We start from the raw sequence: 13,248 nt of genomic DNA on the forward strand, positions 1-13,248 counted from the left end.
CCGACGGCGACATCAGCTCGTCACCTGCGACGACGCGCCGCTGCCGCCGTGCGGGTGGAGCCACAACCGCCGCGGCCAGAGTTTCGCGCGGGGTGTGAACCTGCCGACCTCGGTCAAGTCGCGGAGGGCGAGGAGGGGGAGGGTCCCCTTGTAGAGGACTCGCTTGTCAGGTTCTTTGCGGCGTTGGGGATGCCCCTCCGCTCGGTAGCGCCTGGGTTCGGGTTATGTCGACGGGGGTGCTGGGTGGTTCAGGGCCCGAGGAGTGCGAGGGGGACGACGGCGATGCCGTCGGGGCGGCGGTAGGCGTGTCTGCGGGTGTGGATGATCATCTGGTCGACGAGGCAGTCGCCGAGTTGTTGGTCGAGCCAGTTGAGGTGCTTGACGTTGGCGGGTCTGATGGTGTCGGTGAGTTTGACCTCGATCGCGATTGTGGATCGGTCTGCCGCTTCTACGATCAGGTCGATTTCGTGGTGGGTGTTCTTGGTGCGAAGGTGCCCGATGCGGGCGTCGGCTGCTTCGGCGTAGACCCGCACACCGATTGGGCGGTCAACGACTCGAAATGCGTGCGCTGTCATCGGAAACCGTCACAGGTATGATGTATCTGTATCTGATTCTGTCGAGCGTGAGGTGATGATGGACACTGCGATGCTTCCTGACCTGCTGCGCTACGACGACTTGGCCGCGCAGGGGCTCACCCGACATGGTCTTGACCGGCTGATCGAGTCGGGGGATTTTGAGCGCATCGCCCCGGGTCTATTCTTGCGGGCGGGGCTCACGGATGACACGACGGCCGCGTGGATGGCGGTCGCCGCGAAGAAGCCCGACGCGACGTTGTGCCTGCTCACCGCGCTGTCGCTGCACGAGCTGACAGATGAGATCCCCGCCCGCAGTGACATCGCCATCCCGCGCGGCACGCAGCCGGTCACCCTCCAGCATGCGCCGATTGCCTGGCACCGCTTCGATCCTGACACCTTCGGCATCGGGCGCCTCGAGTATGAGTTGCCGCTCGGGCTGTCCATCGGCCTGTTCTCGGGGGAGCGCACCCTGATCGACCTGTTCCGGCTGCGGCACGTATGGGGCAGCGACCTCGCCATCGGTGCGCTCAAGCGGTGGGTGCGTGGCAGGGGGAACAGTCCCGGCGCGCTACTGGCGCTGGCTGACTCCTTCCCGAAGGCGCGTCCCGCGGTTCAGTCGGCGCTGGAAGTGCTGCTGTGACCCCGAGCCCGCAGCACGGCACACCGGCGGGCGACGCGAGCATCGCCATCCGCAGGCTCGCCCGACAGGCAGGCGGAGACGTTCAGGAGCTGATGACCCTGTACGCCCTCGAAGGGTTGCTGGCGCGCATCGCACTCTCGGAGCACCGCGATGACTTCGTGCTGAAGGGCGGCGTACTGCTGGCCGCGTTCGCTGCGCGCCGCCCGACTAAAGACATCGACCTGCAAGCCACCAGGCTTATCGGCGACCCTGAGGAGGTCGCCGAGCGCGTTCGCATCATCGCGGCGCTGGAGGTCGACGACGGGCTCGCGTTCGACCTGGCCAGCGTCACAGCGATGACGATTCGTGAGGATGGCGAGTACGCGGGAGTGCGGGTCAAGCTCACCGCGACGCTGGGCACTTCACGGCTTACTGTCGGGATCGACGTGAACTTCGGCGACCCGATCTGGCCCGCACCTCGTCTTGTTGACCTTCCCCGCGTCGTGCCCCTCGGGCTCCCGCCGGTGAGGCTGCTGGGCTACCCGCTGACGATGGTGCTCGCGGAGAAGGTCGTCACCGCAATCGACCGCGGTATCGCCAACACCCGCTGGCGTGACTTCGCGGACGTGTACGTGTTGACCCGTCTTCATCCGGTCGGCGCGGCCGAGTTCCGAGCGTCGGTGAAGACCGTGGCCGAGTACCGGAACGTGGCGTTCGCGCCTCTTCTGCCGGCGCTCGCGCCGATGGGCGATTGGGCCCAGCAGAGGTGGCGCGCATGGCGCACGCGATCGCACCGCGAGCATGAACTTCCCGGGGCGTTCGCCGACGTGCTCGCAGCGGTCGCAGGCTTCGCCGACCCCGTGCTGTCGGAGACGGCAGTGGGACAATGGAACCCTTCGGCGAAGTCCTGGGAGTGAATCGGCAGGTGCCGCTCACGCCCTGACCGACCAGCTGGGCTGAGGTGGCGGCGCCGTGTGCGAGCCCCAGCCCGGCAGACCGTTGATCAGGGTGGCGAGTGCTTCACGGGTGGCGGCCTCCATCCCGTGTGGTAGGGCCTGGATGCGTGGCTCGCGGGCCATGGCCTCGATGAGCGCCGCGGAGGGGTGGGCGAGCGCCCACAGACCAGTGATGAGGGAGTGCAGGCCGCCGAAGAATTGATCCCTGGAGGAGGGTCCCACTCGCCGAGATCGGTCGTCAGAGCGACGAGGAGCCGCTGCATCGAGGCCTGGACGGCGAGCTTGAACGCGATCACCTCATCCGAGGTGACGTTGTGTTCGAGCACCGTGGGGGCGGCGATGAGCAGTTCGCACAGGAGGGGCTGCTCGGCAGCGGTGGCGGCAAGGACACCGGAAACCCGTTCGACCTGATCGGGCTCGCCGGCGCGTGGCAGCGCGTCACAGACCGCGTCGACCCATGCGTCGTACTCCTGGGCGAGCAGGATGGCCTCGCGGGAGCCGAAGTAGCGCAGCACGTTGGATTTGGCGAGGCCGACCTGTCGGGCGATCTCGTTGAGGCTGATGTCGGCGACCGTTCGGCGACCGTCCTGCCCGTGAGCATCTGCCCGGGTGGTGGCGAGAATCTCGTGGCGGCGCTGGTCGCGCTGCTCATCGGCTCGAGTCACCGGTCAGCGCGACGCGGACCCGGCGACCCCCTTCGCCAGACTCCACAACCTGGCACGCGTGAGGGTCGTCGTGGGTTGAGGCTCAGTGGAATCGCCACGACGGCTCGCCGTAGCGCCTGCCGGGAGCACCGATGAGGCCGCAGCGCCGCCCTCGAGAACGCCCGTCGAACCGGGCTGGCGGTCCGCTTCTCCCTGTCCAGTGGTGGGATGACGTGCCGCCACCCCGGCTAACGGTGGAGCTTCCCGCCCCTGGCAGTGCCCCCAGAGCGATGACGCGATGCTGCTGGGCGAGGGCGTCGACCACGCGGGGGTCCCACTCGTCCAGGGTGGCCCCCAGGTGGGTGAGCAGCGCCACCGGCGTTCCACCCAGCGGCTTCCGCCTTCGGCGAGGAGAACGAAAGCAAACCACGCGCCAGCAAGCGTCACGTCGTGCTCTCAGCCCTGTGGTGTCCGGTGGCTTGAGGCGGGGTGGGGGCCCCGTGGTGTCCGAAGCTGTCCACCGGCTGCGGTCGGCACCCGTTATGCGGGGTGACTGGCTTGTCTTGCCGGTGACGGGAGGCCGCGATGCAGTGCGAGGAGTGTCACGCCAGCGTTCTGGGGTCGCTGCTGCTCGTGCCCGACCATGCGGGGGAGATTGGTGGTCTCGGCGCCTTCGGGCTGTTGCGGGCGGTCGACACCTGCGACCAGCTGGAACTGACCAAGTGCGGGGGTGACCTGAACGCAGCGGTCGTTGCCGATGAAGCCGTCGAGATCTTGCGCCTGCACGCGTTCTCACCCCGGCGTCGGATCGTGCTCCCTTCATCGTCTGCCGCAGGAAGAGACGCCACGGTCGCTCCCGCGTTCGCCTCCCTGGGCAACGACCTGCTGGCAGCGCTGCCGATGAACCGGGCAGCTTTCGGCGGTGATGCGTGGGTGCCGGCCACCTATGCTGAGGGGCAGCCCTGGACGCGAGATCCGCGTGGGTCTCGGGTGCAGGACTATTCCCCACGTATTCCCCACGGCAAGGTGACGAAGTGGCAATCAACCCACATAAGACGTTGTCAGGGGGCCATTATCGGCTGATAGAAGAGAGCTTCAACTCCTCTCTCGCGCACAATCTGGAACCCCCAGTCAATTGGCAGATGAGCTGATCTGACTGGGGGTTTTGTCGTTCTTGGCCTCCGCCTCAGTGGGGACGAGGATCACCGAGTGAGGAGCATCCCGAGTTCAGCAGATCCGTCGACGCAATCGCGGGCGGCGGGATCGATAGTCCCCGCGGCAGGTCAGGCGGTGGGCTTCGAGCTACGTGAGGGTGAGCGCAGCTCGCGAGGCAGGCTGCGTGGCGCGGGTGGCGGACGGCTCGCTTGATAGCCTCGGCCCATGACGGAGCCCCCTGACCGGACCTTGGGTGCTGCCAACAAGGCTGTAGGCGTGGGCGTTCCCGCCTGGTGTGTCAGGAGGGCCCGCTGGTGATGAGGATCGTCGTCGTAGCCGACTCGCACGCACCTCGTCGCTGGAAGGGGGTGCCGCCGGCGCTGGCGTCCGAGCTGGGGACCGCCGACCTGATCCTGCACGCCGGCGATGTCTGCGTGCCGGAGGTCCTGGACGAGCTCGCCAAGTACGCCCCCGTACGGGTGGTGATGGGCAACAACGACGACGAGGCGGTCCGGGACTGGGGCGCCACCGACGACCTGGAGTTCCAGGCCGAGGGCGTTCGGATCGCCATGATCCACATCGCCGGCCCCAAGCAGGGCCGCGGACGCCGCATGCGGCGACGATTCCCGCAGGCCGATGTCGTGGTGTTCGGCCACTCGCACATCCCGTGGGACGGCGTCGAGGATGGCGTGCACCTGCTGAACCCGGGATCTGTCTCTGACCCGCGGCGTGAGCCGTCGCCCAGCTTCGCCGTGCTCACCGTCGACGCGGGCACCTGGGGCACTGAGATCGTCCGGTTCCCACGATCGGGATCACGCTGACCGCCTCTCAGTGAGCAGGCTGGTCGCACCACCCGGCAGCAACAACCTTCCTCGGTGGAGCTGTTCGATGCGTTCGGTGAGGAAGCCCCACGCCGTCCAGAACTCGTCCAGTTGGGTCCTGTCGTTGGTGGAGGACCTTGGAGTTGGCCCCGTTCGCGACATCGGACTGCTCGACTCCGCGGTCCACCGCCCGCGAGTGAGCGTCTTCGGCCGGGATGCGTATCCCGGCCTCGACGACAAGGCAGCGGTGATATTGGAATCGTTGGTCGGCAACGATGCCCTGGTCGATGGGAACAAGCGCCTGGGCTGGCTGTCGCTGGTGGTGTTCTACGGACTCAATGGCATCGACTTGGACGCGCCTGACGACGAGGCGTACGACCTGGTGATCGCGGTCGCCAGCGGGACTGCCACGTACCAGGAAGTGTCGGCGCGCCTCGCGTCTTGGCACTGACCACCAGCGGCATGGGTCCGAGAGGCTGCACGGCAAACTGGGTGGGGCGGAAATCCGCCCGCACCCGCAGCACCGCGCTTGATCATTCCCAACCGAGAGATGCTGCTCTTCACTGGCCCCATCGCAGTGTTAAGGGATGCACCGGCCCTGGCCTGGGACGAGCCAGGAATCCTCGTGCCCCCTCATCTCGTATGGCCGGAGGACGAGGCCTGGTGTCTCGCATGCGAAGTCGACGAGGACATCGAGTTCACCGTCGGGTGCTCTCTCATCGTGGCAAACGTCCTTGCCAACGCCTTCCCGGGAAGGACCCGACAGGTCGAGTACGGCGCCGAGCTTCCGTTGTACCGAGACCAGCTTGAGTAGGCCGTGCGGCGCCACGGGCGGCTTTAGGGGCGGTCGCGCTCGGCGACCCGAAGCTGAACGCTGCCCTCGCTCACCGCGGCAGATCCGCGCGTTCCCTCGGGCATCCAGCTGGTGCTGGACCCCCTGTCTGCTGTGACTCCTCGAATCCCTGTGATGCAAGGCCCGCGGGCACTTCCCCAACGAGCAGGCCGCACTCAAGTGCGTCTACCTCGCTGTGATGGCGCTGGACCCCACAGGCAAGGGACGAGCACGTTGGACACAGCGCTGGAAGGGCGCCCTCAACGCGTTCGAGATCACCTTCGACGGACGGCTCTCCGCCGGCCGCCGATACTGAGAGTCAAACAACCATGAGATACACCGAAAACTTGACAGACCCGGCCGCGGCACGACTGCCCTGAAGCGATACGCGGCATGATCGGACGTTCGGTAGAGCGTTGCTGAAACGGATCACTGTTCGCGAGTGAGTGTCTCCATTGTGGCGAGTTGAGGCAGGGACCGGGATAGGCGTGGCGGCACAGGCGGGTGTGTACTTCAAGCATGAGTGATTTCGGGGCCCGGATCCGGGAGAGTCTCCGCCGAGCGACGCCAATTCGGGTTTCGGCGGTCCCGCTCGGTCTGGTCGGCCGCGCCGCCCGACCGGGCCACCAACCTGCCACCGCTCCTGCAGTACGACGCTGGCTGGCGACAGCCGTTGGCCTCGTCGTGGTGGCCGGCATCGGACTGGCCGCCTCGGGCTGCAGCACGCCAGTCCCCGACGCGCCCGCGGCCCCGCCCGGCCGGGCCACCGTGATGGTCGACCTTTACTCGGGACGGGAGAACCCGCAGCTCCCGCTCGACCCTGACGTTGCCGAGGAGTTGTACCTGATGATCGGCGATAGTGCGGCTGCCGGGGAGGTGATCCCTGCCGACCCGCCGGATCCCGGGCTCGGCTTCCGCGGCTTCGTCGTCACCCCCGCCGACGCGAACCTCCCGGTGCTGCGGATCCTGCCGACGGCCGTCTATCTGGACGAGTCGGGCACCCCCGGGCGCGTCGACGACCCCGGCAGCGGCTTCTACAACCGGGTGTACGACGCCGTCCGCCCGCTGCTTGACGAGGCGACCCGGACCGCCCTGCCAGATTCGAACCCGGCGATCCCCGATGTCACCGCGACGATCCCGCCCCAGGTGGGCGCGGCCGCGACCTGGACTCTCGCCGACCCCGGGCGCGTGGTTTCCACGTCGACGACCGTCACTATCGAGGTCACTCGCGCAGAGTGCTCCAGCGGGGTGACCGGGGCGATCGCCCAGCCAGTTGTCTCACTCGGCATCGATGACATCATCATCCGGGTCGACGCCGAACCGCTCCCTGGCGACGAGCCCCAGAACTGCCAGGGCAACGACAGCGTCCAGATGACCGTTTCCCTTCACGAGCCCATCGGCGATCGCGCCCTAGTCGACGCCGCCTGTCTCGAGGGCCCGGCAGTCCGCACCAGCTTCTGCGGAACTGGAGCCACCCGCTGGAGCCCATGACGCCGACCGGTCGCGCGACCCGCTCGGGAAGCCCATGCCCAGCCAGCATGCAACTCGCCCCACCCCCTACGCGGCATGAGCGCGAGTTGCTCATGGCTCCCGAACTCTTCGTAAGGTCGTGGCCCCGCCGACACTGACACAACCCCGGCTATTCCTCCCCGACGCCATACGGACGACGTCCTTGGTGAACCACGAGAGTGGCGAGCCTAACTACTTCGACCTGAAAAAGTCCAAAGAGTGTCGGCCCTGAATTGCGGTCTGACTACGTGAGATGATGGTCTCGTCTTCTGGGGAGAAGGAACGAGACCATCGTGTTACGCACTGTAGGTGATCAGCCGTCGTTGTGGGAGTCTCTGCTGCCGGCGGAGTTGTTGGTGTTGCCGGTCGAGTTGGCTCGGGTGGATGCCTTGTTGGATGATCCGGTGTTCTTCGCCCCGTTCGTCGGGTTCTTCGATGAGCGGTTGGGGCGGCCGTCGATCCCGTTGGAGACCTACCTGCGGATGATGTTTCTGAAGGTCCGCTACCAGCTGAGCTTCGAGTCGTTGTGTCGTGAGGTGGCCGACTCGATCTCGTGGCAGCGGTTCTGCCGGATCAGTTTCGGCTCCCGGGTGCCGCATCCGACCACCTTGATGAAGATCACCTCCCGCTGCGGCGACGCGGCGGTAGCGGGACTGAATCAGGCCCTGCTGGCCAAGGCGGTCGACGCGAAGCTGGTCAAGACCGACAAGGTCCGCGCGGACACCACGGTGGTCGAGGCCGACGTGTCCTACCCCACCGATTCAGGGCTTCTGGCCAAGGGCGTGACCCGGATCGCGGCCACGATCGCCAGGGTGAAGGCCGCCGGTGGCGCGACCCGCACCCCCGCCACGGATCGGCGTCGGGCCGCGGGATGCCGGGTCCGCGCGATCGCCGCGAAGCTGAAACTGCGTGGCGCGAGCAGCGCGGGCAAGCCCAGAGCGCGGTGCGGCGGATCACCGGCGAACTGGCCGGCCTGGCCGAGCAGGCCATCGCCGAGGCCCAAGCCGTGGTCCGCAACGGTCGCCGGGCCGCGAAGAAGGCATCCGGGCAGGCCAAGGGCCGGTTGAAGCGGGCGGTCAAGGACCTCGACATCCTGCTCCAGCGCACCGCCCGGGTGGTGGCCCAGACCCGGATCCGGCTCGCCGGCGACACCCCCGACAGCGCGACCCGGCTGGTCAGCCTGCACGATCCCGACGCCCGCCCCATCGCGAAAGGCCGGCTCGGGAAACCCGTCGAGTTCGGCTACAAAGCCCAGGTCGTCGACAACGTCGACGGGCTCATCCTCGACCACAGCGTCGAGATCGGGAACCCTGCCGACGGCCCCCAACTGGTGCCCGCGATCGACCGCATCACACAACTCACCCGGAAGACACCCCGGGCGGTCACCGCTGACCGCGGCTACGGCGACGCAGCCGTCCAGCAAGGCCTCGAGGACCTCGGCGTCAGCTACGTCGCTATCCCACGCAAAGGCAAACCCAGCCAGGCCCGCCGCCAGATCGAGCACCGCCGCGCGTTCCAAGAGAAGGTGAAATGGCGCACCGGATCCGAAGGCCGGATCAGCCACCTGAAACGCAACTACGGATGGAACCGCACCCGACTCGTCACCATCGAAGGCGCCCGAACCTGGTGCGGACACGGAGTCTTCACCCACAACCTCGTCAAGATCTCCAAGATGGCCGCCTGACAGGCCCCGGGGGACCACCCCGATCTCACCCGATCCGAAACGGCTATGCGGAACTTCAAGTACCCGCGATCAACGGATCCCGCCCAACCGACTTCTTCAGGTCGAAGTAACTAAGGCGGCCTTGGGATGAGATGATCCCGGCGGCGGCCCTGTCCTCGACGAGCGTTACCATGTTCCATGCTGATTCAACCCGAGTACCTGAACAGCGAGTCGCTTGAGGGCTACATCTCGCTCATCGAGCCAGGGGTGCGAGGGCGCTCCAGCCGCAGCCGCTCTAGCGATAGTGGCCTTCAGGGTGGAGTGGGCGTTTCCATTCTGAAGGCCGGGGGTAACAAGTCTGCTCGGCAAGAGGAGTCCGAGGAGTACTCCGACCACGACATCGCGCGCCTCCGGCGTCTTCTCGACTACGGCCGCGCGAACCCGGAAGAGGCTGCTTGGATCACTGTGTCCCAGCCGGATTCCGACTTTGAGGGAATTGGCCTCGGTGCGTTCGTCGAGTGGGAGTGCGATATCTCCGTCCCAGACACGGTGGCGGCTCTCAACAAGAGAGGTCAACTGGGGGAGGCGCTCAAGCTGATGGAGTCGTTTAGCGAACTAGCTGACGCCATAGGCCAGCCCATTGAGCTTGGGATACCCGATGAGGCTCGGGCGATGGTCGAGATTGCGAACAGAATTGACATGCAACTGGTGATTGTCGGCGAAGACGTCGAATCCGGGAGCCCATGGCGCATCGTGGGTCGGCTCGATGACCGCTTCCTAGTCCAGAACGCCGATCTTGACGGTCGTTACATTTGCGTCGGAAAGGTGCGGAGGGTCATACCTCGAGGAGACGGCTACTCACTTGCGAACATACCCGCTCTCGCTACCGTCCAGTCGTTCGCTAACCGTGCCGAACGCCGCCGAGCGGAACGGGCGCAAGGGGCCGCCAGCAGACCGAAGAAGAAGATCACTGAGGACGACGCCATGACCCTCGCTGGGCCGCTGGCAGTACTGGACCTAGTTGCGGTCTATCGATGAACTGACAGCTTCGATCCGTCGACCTTGAACGTGCGCACATCGGCATGACAGTGCAGTGAAGAGTGTGGGGCGGGCCAGGGGGCGACGAAGGTGCCACCGAAGAACGGCGAGTGGCCGGCCCGCCGCGGCGTCCCCGTGGAGCGGACGTTTCCCGGCGCGCACATCCGCGCCAGTCTCGAGGAGAGCCTTCGCGCGAGCGGGCTCGACGCCTTCGATGTGCTGCAGTTCCACGTGTGGAGCGACGAGTGGGTCGGCCAGGGCGACTGGCTGGAGACGATCGAATCGCTCAAGAACGAAGGCAAGATCCGCTTCTTCGGCGTCTCCATCAACGACTACGAACCCGAGCAGGGAGTTGCGCTGTTGCGCACCTGCACCGTGGACACGGTGCAGGTCATCTACAACGTCTTCCACCAGCAGCCCCAGGAAGAATTCCTTCCTGCCGCCCAGGAGCACGGCGTCGGTGGGATCGTGCGGGTCGCGCTCGACGAGGGCGGGCTGACGGGCCGCATCACCGCAGACACCCGGTTCGACCCTGCGGACTTCCGCTCCCACTACTTCGGCGGGGGACGAACCGTCGAGCTGGAACAGCACGTGACAGCGCTCACGACTGAGCTCGGCATCGACGCCGATGAGCTTCCAGACCGGGCTTTGCGGTTCGTGTTGGCTCACCCAGCGGTCTCGACGGTGATTGCGGGGATGCGGACGGTGCGCAACGTGGAGCGCAACGCGGCGACCAGCGACCGCGGCCCGCTGCCCGCGGACGAGCTGGGAATCCTGGAGCGTCACCGATGGGAGCGCGACTGGTACATCGAGCCTGGCAAGACCAGCCGGTTCGAGTAGCCGACGCTCCGGCTGATCCGTGCGTTCCACACGGCTCGCCGGGGCCGTCGCCGAATCCCCACGCATTCCCTCGACAAGGTGCTCTCGAGGCAGACAGGAGGGCGCCAGCGGCGCCACGCCACCGCGGACGCCGGTGATGCATGCAACGGAAACGGGGCGGCCCCGAGCCAGCGAGTGGCGGCGCGTCCGACGAACGACCATGCCGAGTGGTAGGTCTGGCGCGGACTGCAGAAGACTGACTCCCCGCCTATCGCCAGACGGACTCGGGCACGGGCGCCGGCCGTGGCGGATTCGGTGGGACGAGAGTGACGTCAGAGCGCCCGTATCTGACTCCCGCGCCGCGACCAGCTGCATAGACTCCGGGAATGGCCTCCCGAAACGAACGCGTCTACGCGATGCCGCTGGCGTCGGTGTACCCCCTATACGTCGAGAAGCTGGCGCGCAAGGGTCGCACCCAGGCCGAGTTGGACGAGGTCATCGCGTGGCTGACCGGGATCGAGGGTGAGGAACTCCGACGGCACCTCGCCGAGGAGACCTCCTTCCGTGACTTCTTCGCGGCCGCGACCCTCAACCCGAACGCCTCGCTCATCACGGGCGTCATCTGTGGGATGCGGGTCGAGGAGATCGAGGATCCGCTCATGCGCGGCATCCGCTACCTCGACAAGCTCGTCGACGAGCTCGCCCGCGGCAAGGCTATGGCGAAGGTGCTGCGCGCCACAGCACCTACAGTCGGAGCATGACCCGGTTCGTCATCGACGCGAGAACGCTGCTGCAGCTCCTGGAGGGCGGCGGAACGGTGGCGCCAACCCATCAGCTGGTCGCTCCTGCCTCGATCCGTTCGCAGGTCATGGACCTACTGCTCCAGAGGGTCGAAGACGGAGGACTGACGGAGCGCGAAGCGGTCGGTCTCGTACCTGTCGCCGGGGTCGAGAGGCTGTTCGCGACGTAGCCTGCGCGAGGCCGCTGTCCCTGCCCACGTGCCTCCTCGTGATGGGTCACCGTCTCTCGGAGGTGCAGGGGACTGCTCCTGAGGTGCGGTCCCCCCACTGCCTGCCGCGTCTGGTCTCGGACGCCGCTGACCGGGAGTAGTTTGGCAAGATGAGCCAAGCGCCCCCCGCTCAGCCAGCCTCGCCCCGCTGGCACCGCGTGCTCGGATACCTGGGGATCGCGGCCCACGTCGTCGTCGGCTACCTCTACCTGGTGGCAGGACTGGTGACGCCCGCCCCATGGCTCGTGGGGTTCCTTCTCGCCTGGGTGGCACTCCTCGGCGTCGCCATCTGGCTCCTCCGTCGGCACCCCCTCTGGGACCTGGCGGTGCCTGGTGTGGCGCTCATCCTGCTGGTCGGAGGCGTGTCGCTCGGCGGGGCTCTGCTGGGTCGCGAAGGCCGACGAGTTCATCGAGCAACTGCGCGGCGCCCTTCGGCCCGCTCGCGAGGGCTGATCCGATGCCATTGGACGGTGCGACAGGCGCCGACCTCGACGTGCGGATCGCTGAGTGGCGCGCATGGCTGACCCGACGGGGCGCCGCGGCACCTGATGTCAACGCCCTGGAGGAGCAGCTCCGCTCCCATGCCGAGGATCTCGCCTTGGCGGGTCTTTCGGCGGACGAGGCGTTCCTGATCGCCGCGACGCGCCTCGCGTCAGAGGACGCGCTGACACGCGACTGGGCCCGAGGCCAGCAGAACTCCCTGGTCAGCCGCCTCCTCGTGGCGGGGGACGACTCGATCAGAACCACGCGGCGCGCAATGGTGGTGGGCCTGCTGTTCGCCGTCGGGGCGGCGATCGCCGGTACCCGCTGGCGCCAGAGCGACGCACGGATGGATGCCGTCAGGTTCACGGGGGAGTGCGCGATCTACTTCGCGCTCATCGCCCTGGGCGGCGGGGTGCTCGTGGGGCTGTCGGTCGCCGTCTTCTCCGCCATCCGTCTCGAGGTCGAGGACGTCGTCGTGGAATGGGTGTTGCCCTTCGGCGCGGCAGGTGCCGTGATCGTGGCCGCGCTGTTGGTGGAGGCGAAGAGGTCGGTTGTCGAGAACATCGCCCCGGTACTCACCAAGCTGTTCACGCCCCTGTCCGCTCTCCTCCTCCTGGCTTTCCTCGGGGCCATGGCCTGGACTCGCACCGTGGACATCGACCGAGAAGTCCTCATCATCTTCGATCTCCTGCTCGTCGTCGTCCTCGCTCTGGCCCTGTTCTCCATGTCAGCCAGAGACCCTGGGGCCCCGCCTGGGGCCTTCGACAGGCTGCAGTTGGTGCTCGTCGTCAGCGCCCTCGTCGTCGACGCCGTCGGGCTGAGTGCCATGGTGAGCCGCATCGCGTTGTGGGGGCCGAGCCCGAACAAGCTGGTGGCCTTGGGCCTCAACATTGTCCTGTTCATCAACCTCGCGTGGCTCGCCTGGATGTTGCTCGGCTTCCTTCGTCGACGGCGTACGCATGCCTCGCTCGAGCGGTGGCAGATGGCCTACCTGCCGATCTACGCCGTGTGGGCGGCCATCGTCGTGGTGGTCGTGCCGCCGGTCTTCGGCTTCGCCTAGGGGTCGCCGAAAGTAGATTCTCGTGTCACCCATCGGGCACGGTCTGATCCAGGCCCTGTTCCTGG

The 13,248-nt window shown here is 67.0% G+C and carries 14 protein-coding genes and 3 pseudogenes; 14 read left to right on the plus strand and 3 right to left on the minus strand.

Annotated elements, in window-relative coordinates; all coding sequences use genetic code 11:
* Nucleotides 1-248 precede the first annotated feature (248 nt).
* Entirely contained in the window at nt 249-533 is a 285-nt protein-coding gene (locus ACFQPD_RS03015) for a hypothetical protein (protein ID WP_068750338.1), read from the minus strand.
* Between the two features lie 97 nt (nt 534-630).
* Here ACFQPD_RS03015 and ACFQPD_RS03020 point away from each other — a divergent pair, with 97 nt between their 5' ends.
* Both ACFQPD_RS03020 and ACFQPD_RS03025 read left to right on the plus strand, forming a co-directional pair.
* Nucleotides 631-1,215 carry a type IV toxin-antitoxin system AbiEi family antitoxin domain-containing protein gene (locus ACFQPD_RS03020; protein ID WP_068750336.1) on the plus strand — a complete coding sequence of 195 codons (585 nt, stop codon included), beginning with the start codon at nt 631-633 and terminating at the stop codon, nt 1,213-1,215.
* Entirely contained in the window at nt 1,212-2,111 is a 900-nt protein-coding gene (locus ACFQPD_RS03025) for a nucleotidyl transferase AbiEii/AbiGii toxin family protein (protein WP_385898283.1), read from the plus strand. The genes ACFQPD_RS03020 and ACFQPD_RS03025 overlap by 4 nt, the downstream gene beginning before the upstream one ends.
* A 15-nt stretch (nt 2,112-2,126) precedes the next feature.
* Here the strand turns inward: ACFQPD_RS03025 and ACFQPD_RS03030 are convergent, their stop codons facing one another.
* The gene (locus tag ACFQPD_RS03030; protein ID WP_369404255.1) at nt 2,127-2,372 is read right to left on the minus strand and encodes a hypothetical protein; all 246 of its coding nucleotides are present in this window, start codon (nt 2,370-2,372) and stop codon (nt 2,127-2,129) included.
* Nucleotides 2,369-2,815: pseudogene (locus tag ACFQPD_RS03035) on the minus strand (TetR family transcriptional regulator); the annotation flags it as partial. The gene ACFQPD_RS03030 and the pseudogene ACFQPD_RS03035, both read right to left, overlap by 4 nt.
* A 564-nt stretch (nt 2,816-3,379) precedes the next feature.
* On the opposite strand from ACFQPD_RS03035, the gene ACFQPD_RS03040 reads away from it, so the two are divergent.
* The 12 genes and pseudogenes from ACFQPD_RS03040 (at nt 3,380) to ACFQPD_RS03095 (ending at nt 13,183) form a co-directional block, all read left to right on the plus strand.
* The gene (locus ACFQPD_RS03040; RefSeq protein WP_068750332.1) at nt 3,380-3,877 is read left to right on the plus strand and encodes a hypothetical protein; all 498 of its coding nucleotides are present in this window, start codon (nt 3,380-3,382) and stop codon (nt 3,875-3,877) included.
* A 389-nt stretch (nt 3,878-4,266) separates the two neighbouring features.
* Entirely contained in the window at nt 4,267-4,770 is a 504-nt protein-coding gene (locus tag ACFQPD_RS03045) for a metallophosphoesterase family protein (protein WP_385898287.1), read from the plus strand.
* Nucleotides 4,771-4,837: 67 nt separating this feature from the next.
* Nucleotides 4,838-5,221: a type II toxin-antitoxin system death-on-curing family toxin gene (locus ACFQPD_RS03050; RefSeq protein WP_068750328.1), complete on the plus strand. Its 384-nt coding sequence runs from the start codon at nt 4,838-4,840 to the stop codon at nt 5,219-5,221.
* Between the two features lie 99 nt (nt 5,222-5,320).
* Nucleotides 5,321-5,584 (plus strand): hypothetical protein, encoded by a 264-nt coding sequence (locus ACFQPD_RS03055; protein ID WP_068750326.1) that lies wholly within the window; start codon nt 5,321-5,323, stop codon nt 5,582-5,584.
* A 157-nt stretch (nt 5,585-5,741) separates the two neighbouring features.
* Nucleotides 5,742-5,918: pseudogene (locus tag ACFQPD_RS03060) on the plus strand (IS256 family transposase); the annotation flags it as partial.
* Between the two features lie 371 nt (nt 5,919-6,289).
* Complete coding sequence (locus ACFQPD_RS03065) at nt 6,290-7,093, plus strand: hypothetical protein (protein ID WP_385898290.1); 804 nt, start codon at nt 6,290-6,292, stop codon at nt 7,091-7,093.
* Between the two features lie 311 nt (nt 7,094-7,404).
* A pseudogene (locus tag ACFQPD_RS03070) lies at nt 7,405-8,795 on the plus strand (ISNCY family transposase).
* 177 nt (nt 8,796-8,972) lie between these two features.
* On the plus strand, nt 8,973-9,812 hold the full coding sequence (locus ACFQPD_RS03075) for a hypothetical protein (protein WP_385898292.1): 840 nt from the start codon (nt 8,973-8,975) through the stop codon (nt 9,810-9,812).
* Nucleotides 9,813-9,902: 90 nt separating this feature from the next.
* The gene (locus tag ACFQPD_RS03080; RefSeq protein WP_385898295.1) at nt 9,903-10,652 is read left to right on the plus strand and encodes an aldo/keto reductase; all 750 of its coding nucleotides are present in this window, start codon (nt 9,903-9,905) and stop codon (nt 10,650-10,652) included.
* Nucleotides 10,653-11,017: 365 nt separating this feature from the next.
* Nucleotides 11,018-11,392 carry a DUF2200 domain-containing protein gene (locus tag ACFQPD_RS03085; protein ID WP_385898298.1) on the plus strand — a complete coding sequence of 125 codons (375 nt, stop codon included), beginning with the start codon at nt 11,018-11,020 and terminating at the stop codon, nt 11,390-11,392.
* On the plus strand, nt 11,389-11,601 hold the full coding sequence (locus ACFQPD_RS03090) for a hypothetical protein (RefSeq protein ID WP_385898300.1): 213 nt from the start codon (nt 11,389-11,391) through the stop codon (nt 11,599-11,601). Before ACFQPD_RS03085 ends, ACFQPD_RS03090 begins: the two co-directional genes overlap by 4 nt.
* A 496-nt stretch (nt 11,602-12,097) precedes the next feature.
* Nucleotides 12,098-13,183 carry a hypothetical protein gene (locus ACFQPD_RS03095; RefSeq protein WP_385898303.1) on the plus strand — a complete coding sequence of 362 codons (1,086 nt, stop codon included), beginning with the start codon at nt 12,098-12,100 and terminating at the stop codon, nt 13,181-13,183.
* Nucleotides 13,184-13,248: the final 65 nt, after the last annotated feature.

The sequence above is a fragment of the Tessaracoccus sp. O5.2 genome (genome assembly GCF_964266725.1).
GTDB lineage: Bacteria > Actinomycetota > Actinomycetes > Propionibacteriales > Propionibacteriaceae > Arachnia > Arachnia lapidicapta.

What these genes read in the sequence shown, in the direction of transcription:
- ACFQPD_RS03020 (WP_068750336.1), top strand. Translation starts at nt 631, where the DNA reads ATGATGGACACTGCGATGCTTCCTGACCTGCTGCGCTACGACGACTTG.
- ACFQPD_RS03040 (WP_068750332.1), top strand. Translation starts at nt 3,380, where the DNA reads ATGCAGTGCGAGGAGTGTCACGCCAGCGTTCTGGGGTCGCTGCTGCTC.
- ACFQPD_RS03045 (WP_385898287.1), top strand. Translation starts at nt 4,267, where the DNA reads ATGAGGATCGTCGTCGTAGCCGACTCGCACGCACCTCGTCGCTGGAAG.
- ACFQPD_RS03050 (WP_068750328.1), top strand. Translation starts at nt 4,838, where the DNA reads ATGCGTTCGGTGAGGAAGCCCCACGCCGTCCAGAACTCGTCCAGTTGG.
- ACFQPD_RS03055 (WP_068750326.1), top strand. Translation starts at nt 5,321, where the DNA reads ATGCTGCTCTTCACTGGCCCCATCGCAGTGTTAAGGGATGCACCGGCC.
- ACFQPD_RS03075 (WP_385898292.1), top strand. Translation starts at nt 8,973, where the DNA reads ATGCTGATTCAACCCGAGTACCTGAACAGCGAGTCGCTTGAGGGCTAC.
- ACFQPD_RS03085 (WP_385898298.1), top strand. Translation starts at nt 11,018, where the DNA reads ATGGCCTCCCGAAACGAACGCGTCTACGCGATGCCGCTGGCGTCGGTG.
- ACFQPD_RS03090 (WP_385898300.1), top strand. Translation starts at nt 11,389, where the DNA reads ATGACCCGGTTCGTCATCGACGCGAGAACGCTGCTGCAGCTCCTGGAG.
- ACFQPD_RS03095 (WP_385898303.1), top strand. Translation starts at nt 12,098, where the DNA reads ATGCCATTGGACGGTGCGACAGGCGCCGACCTCGACGTGCGGATCGCT.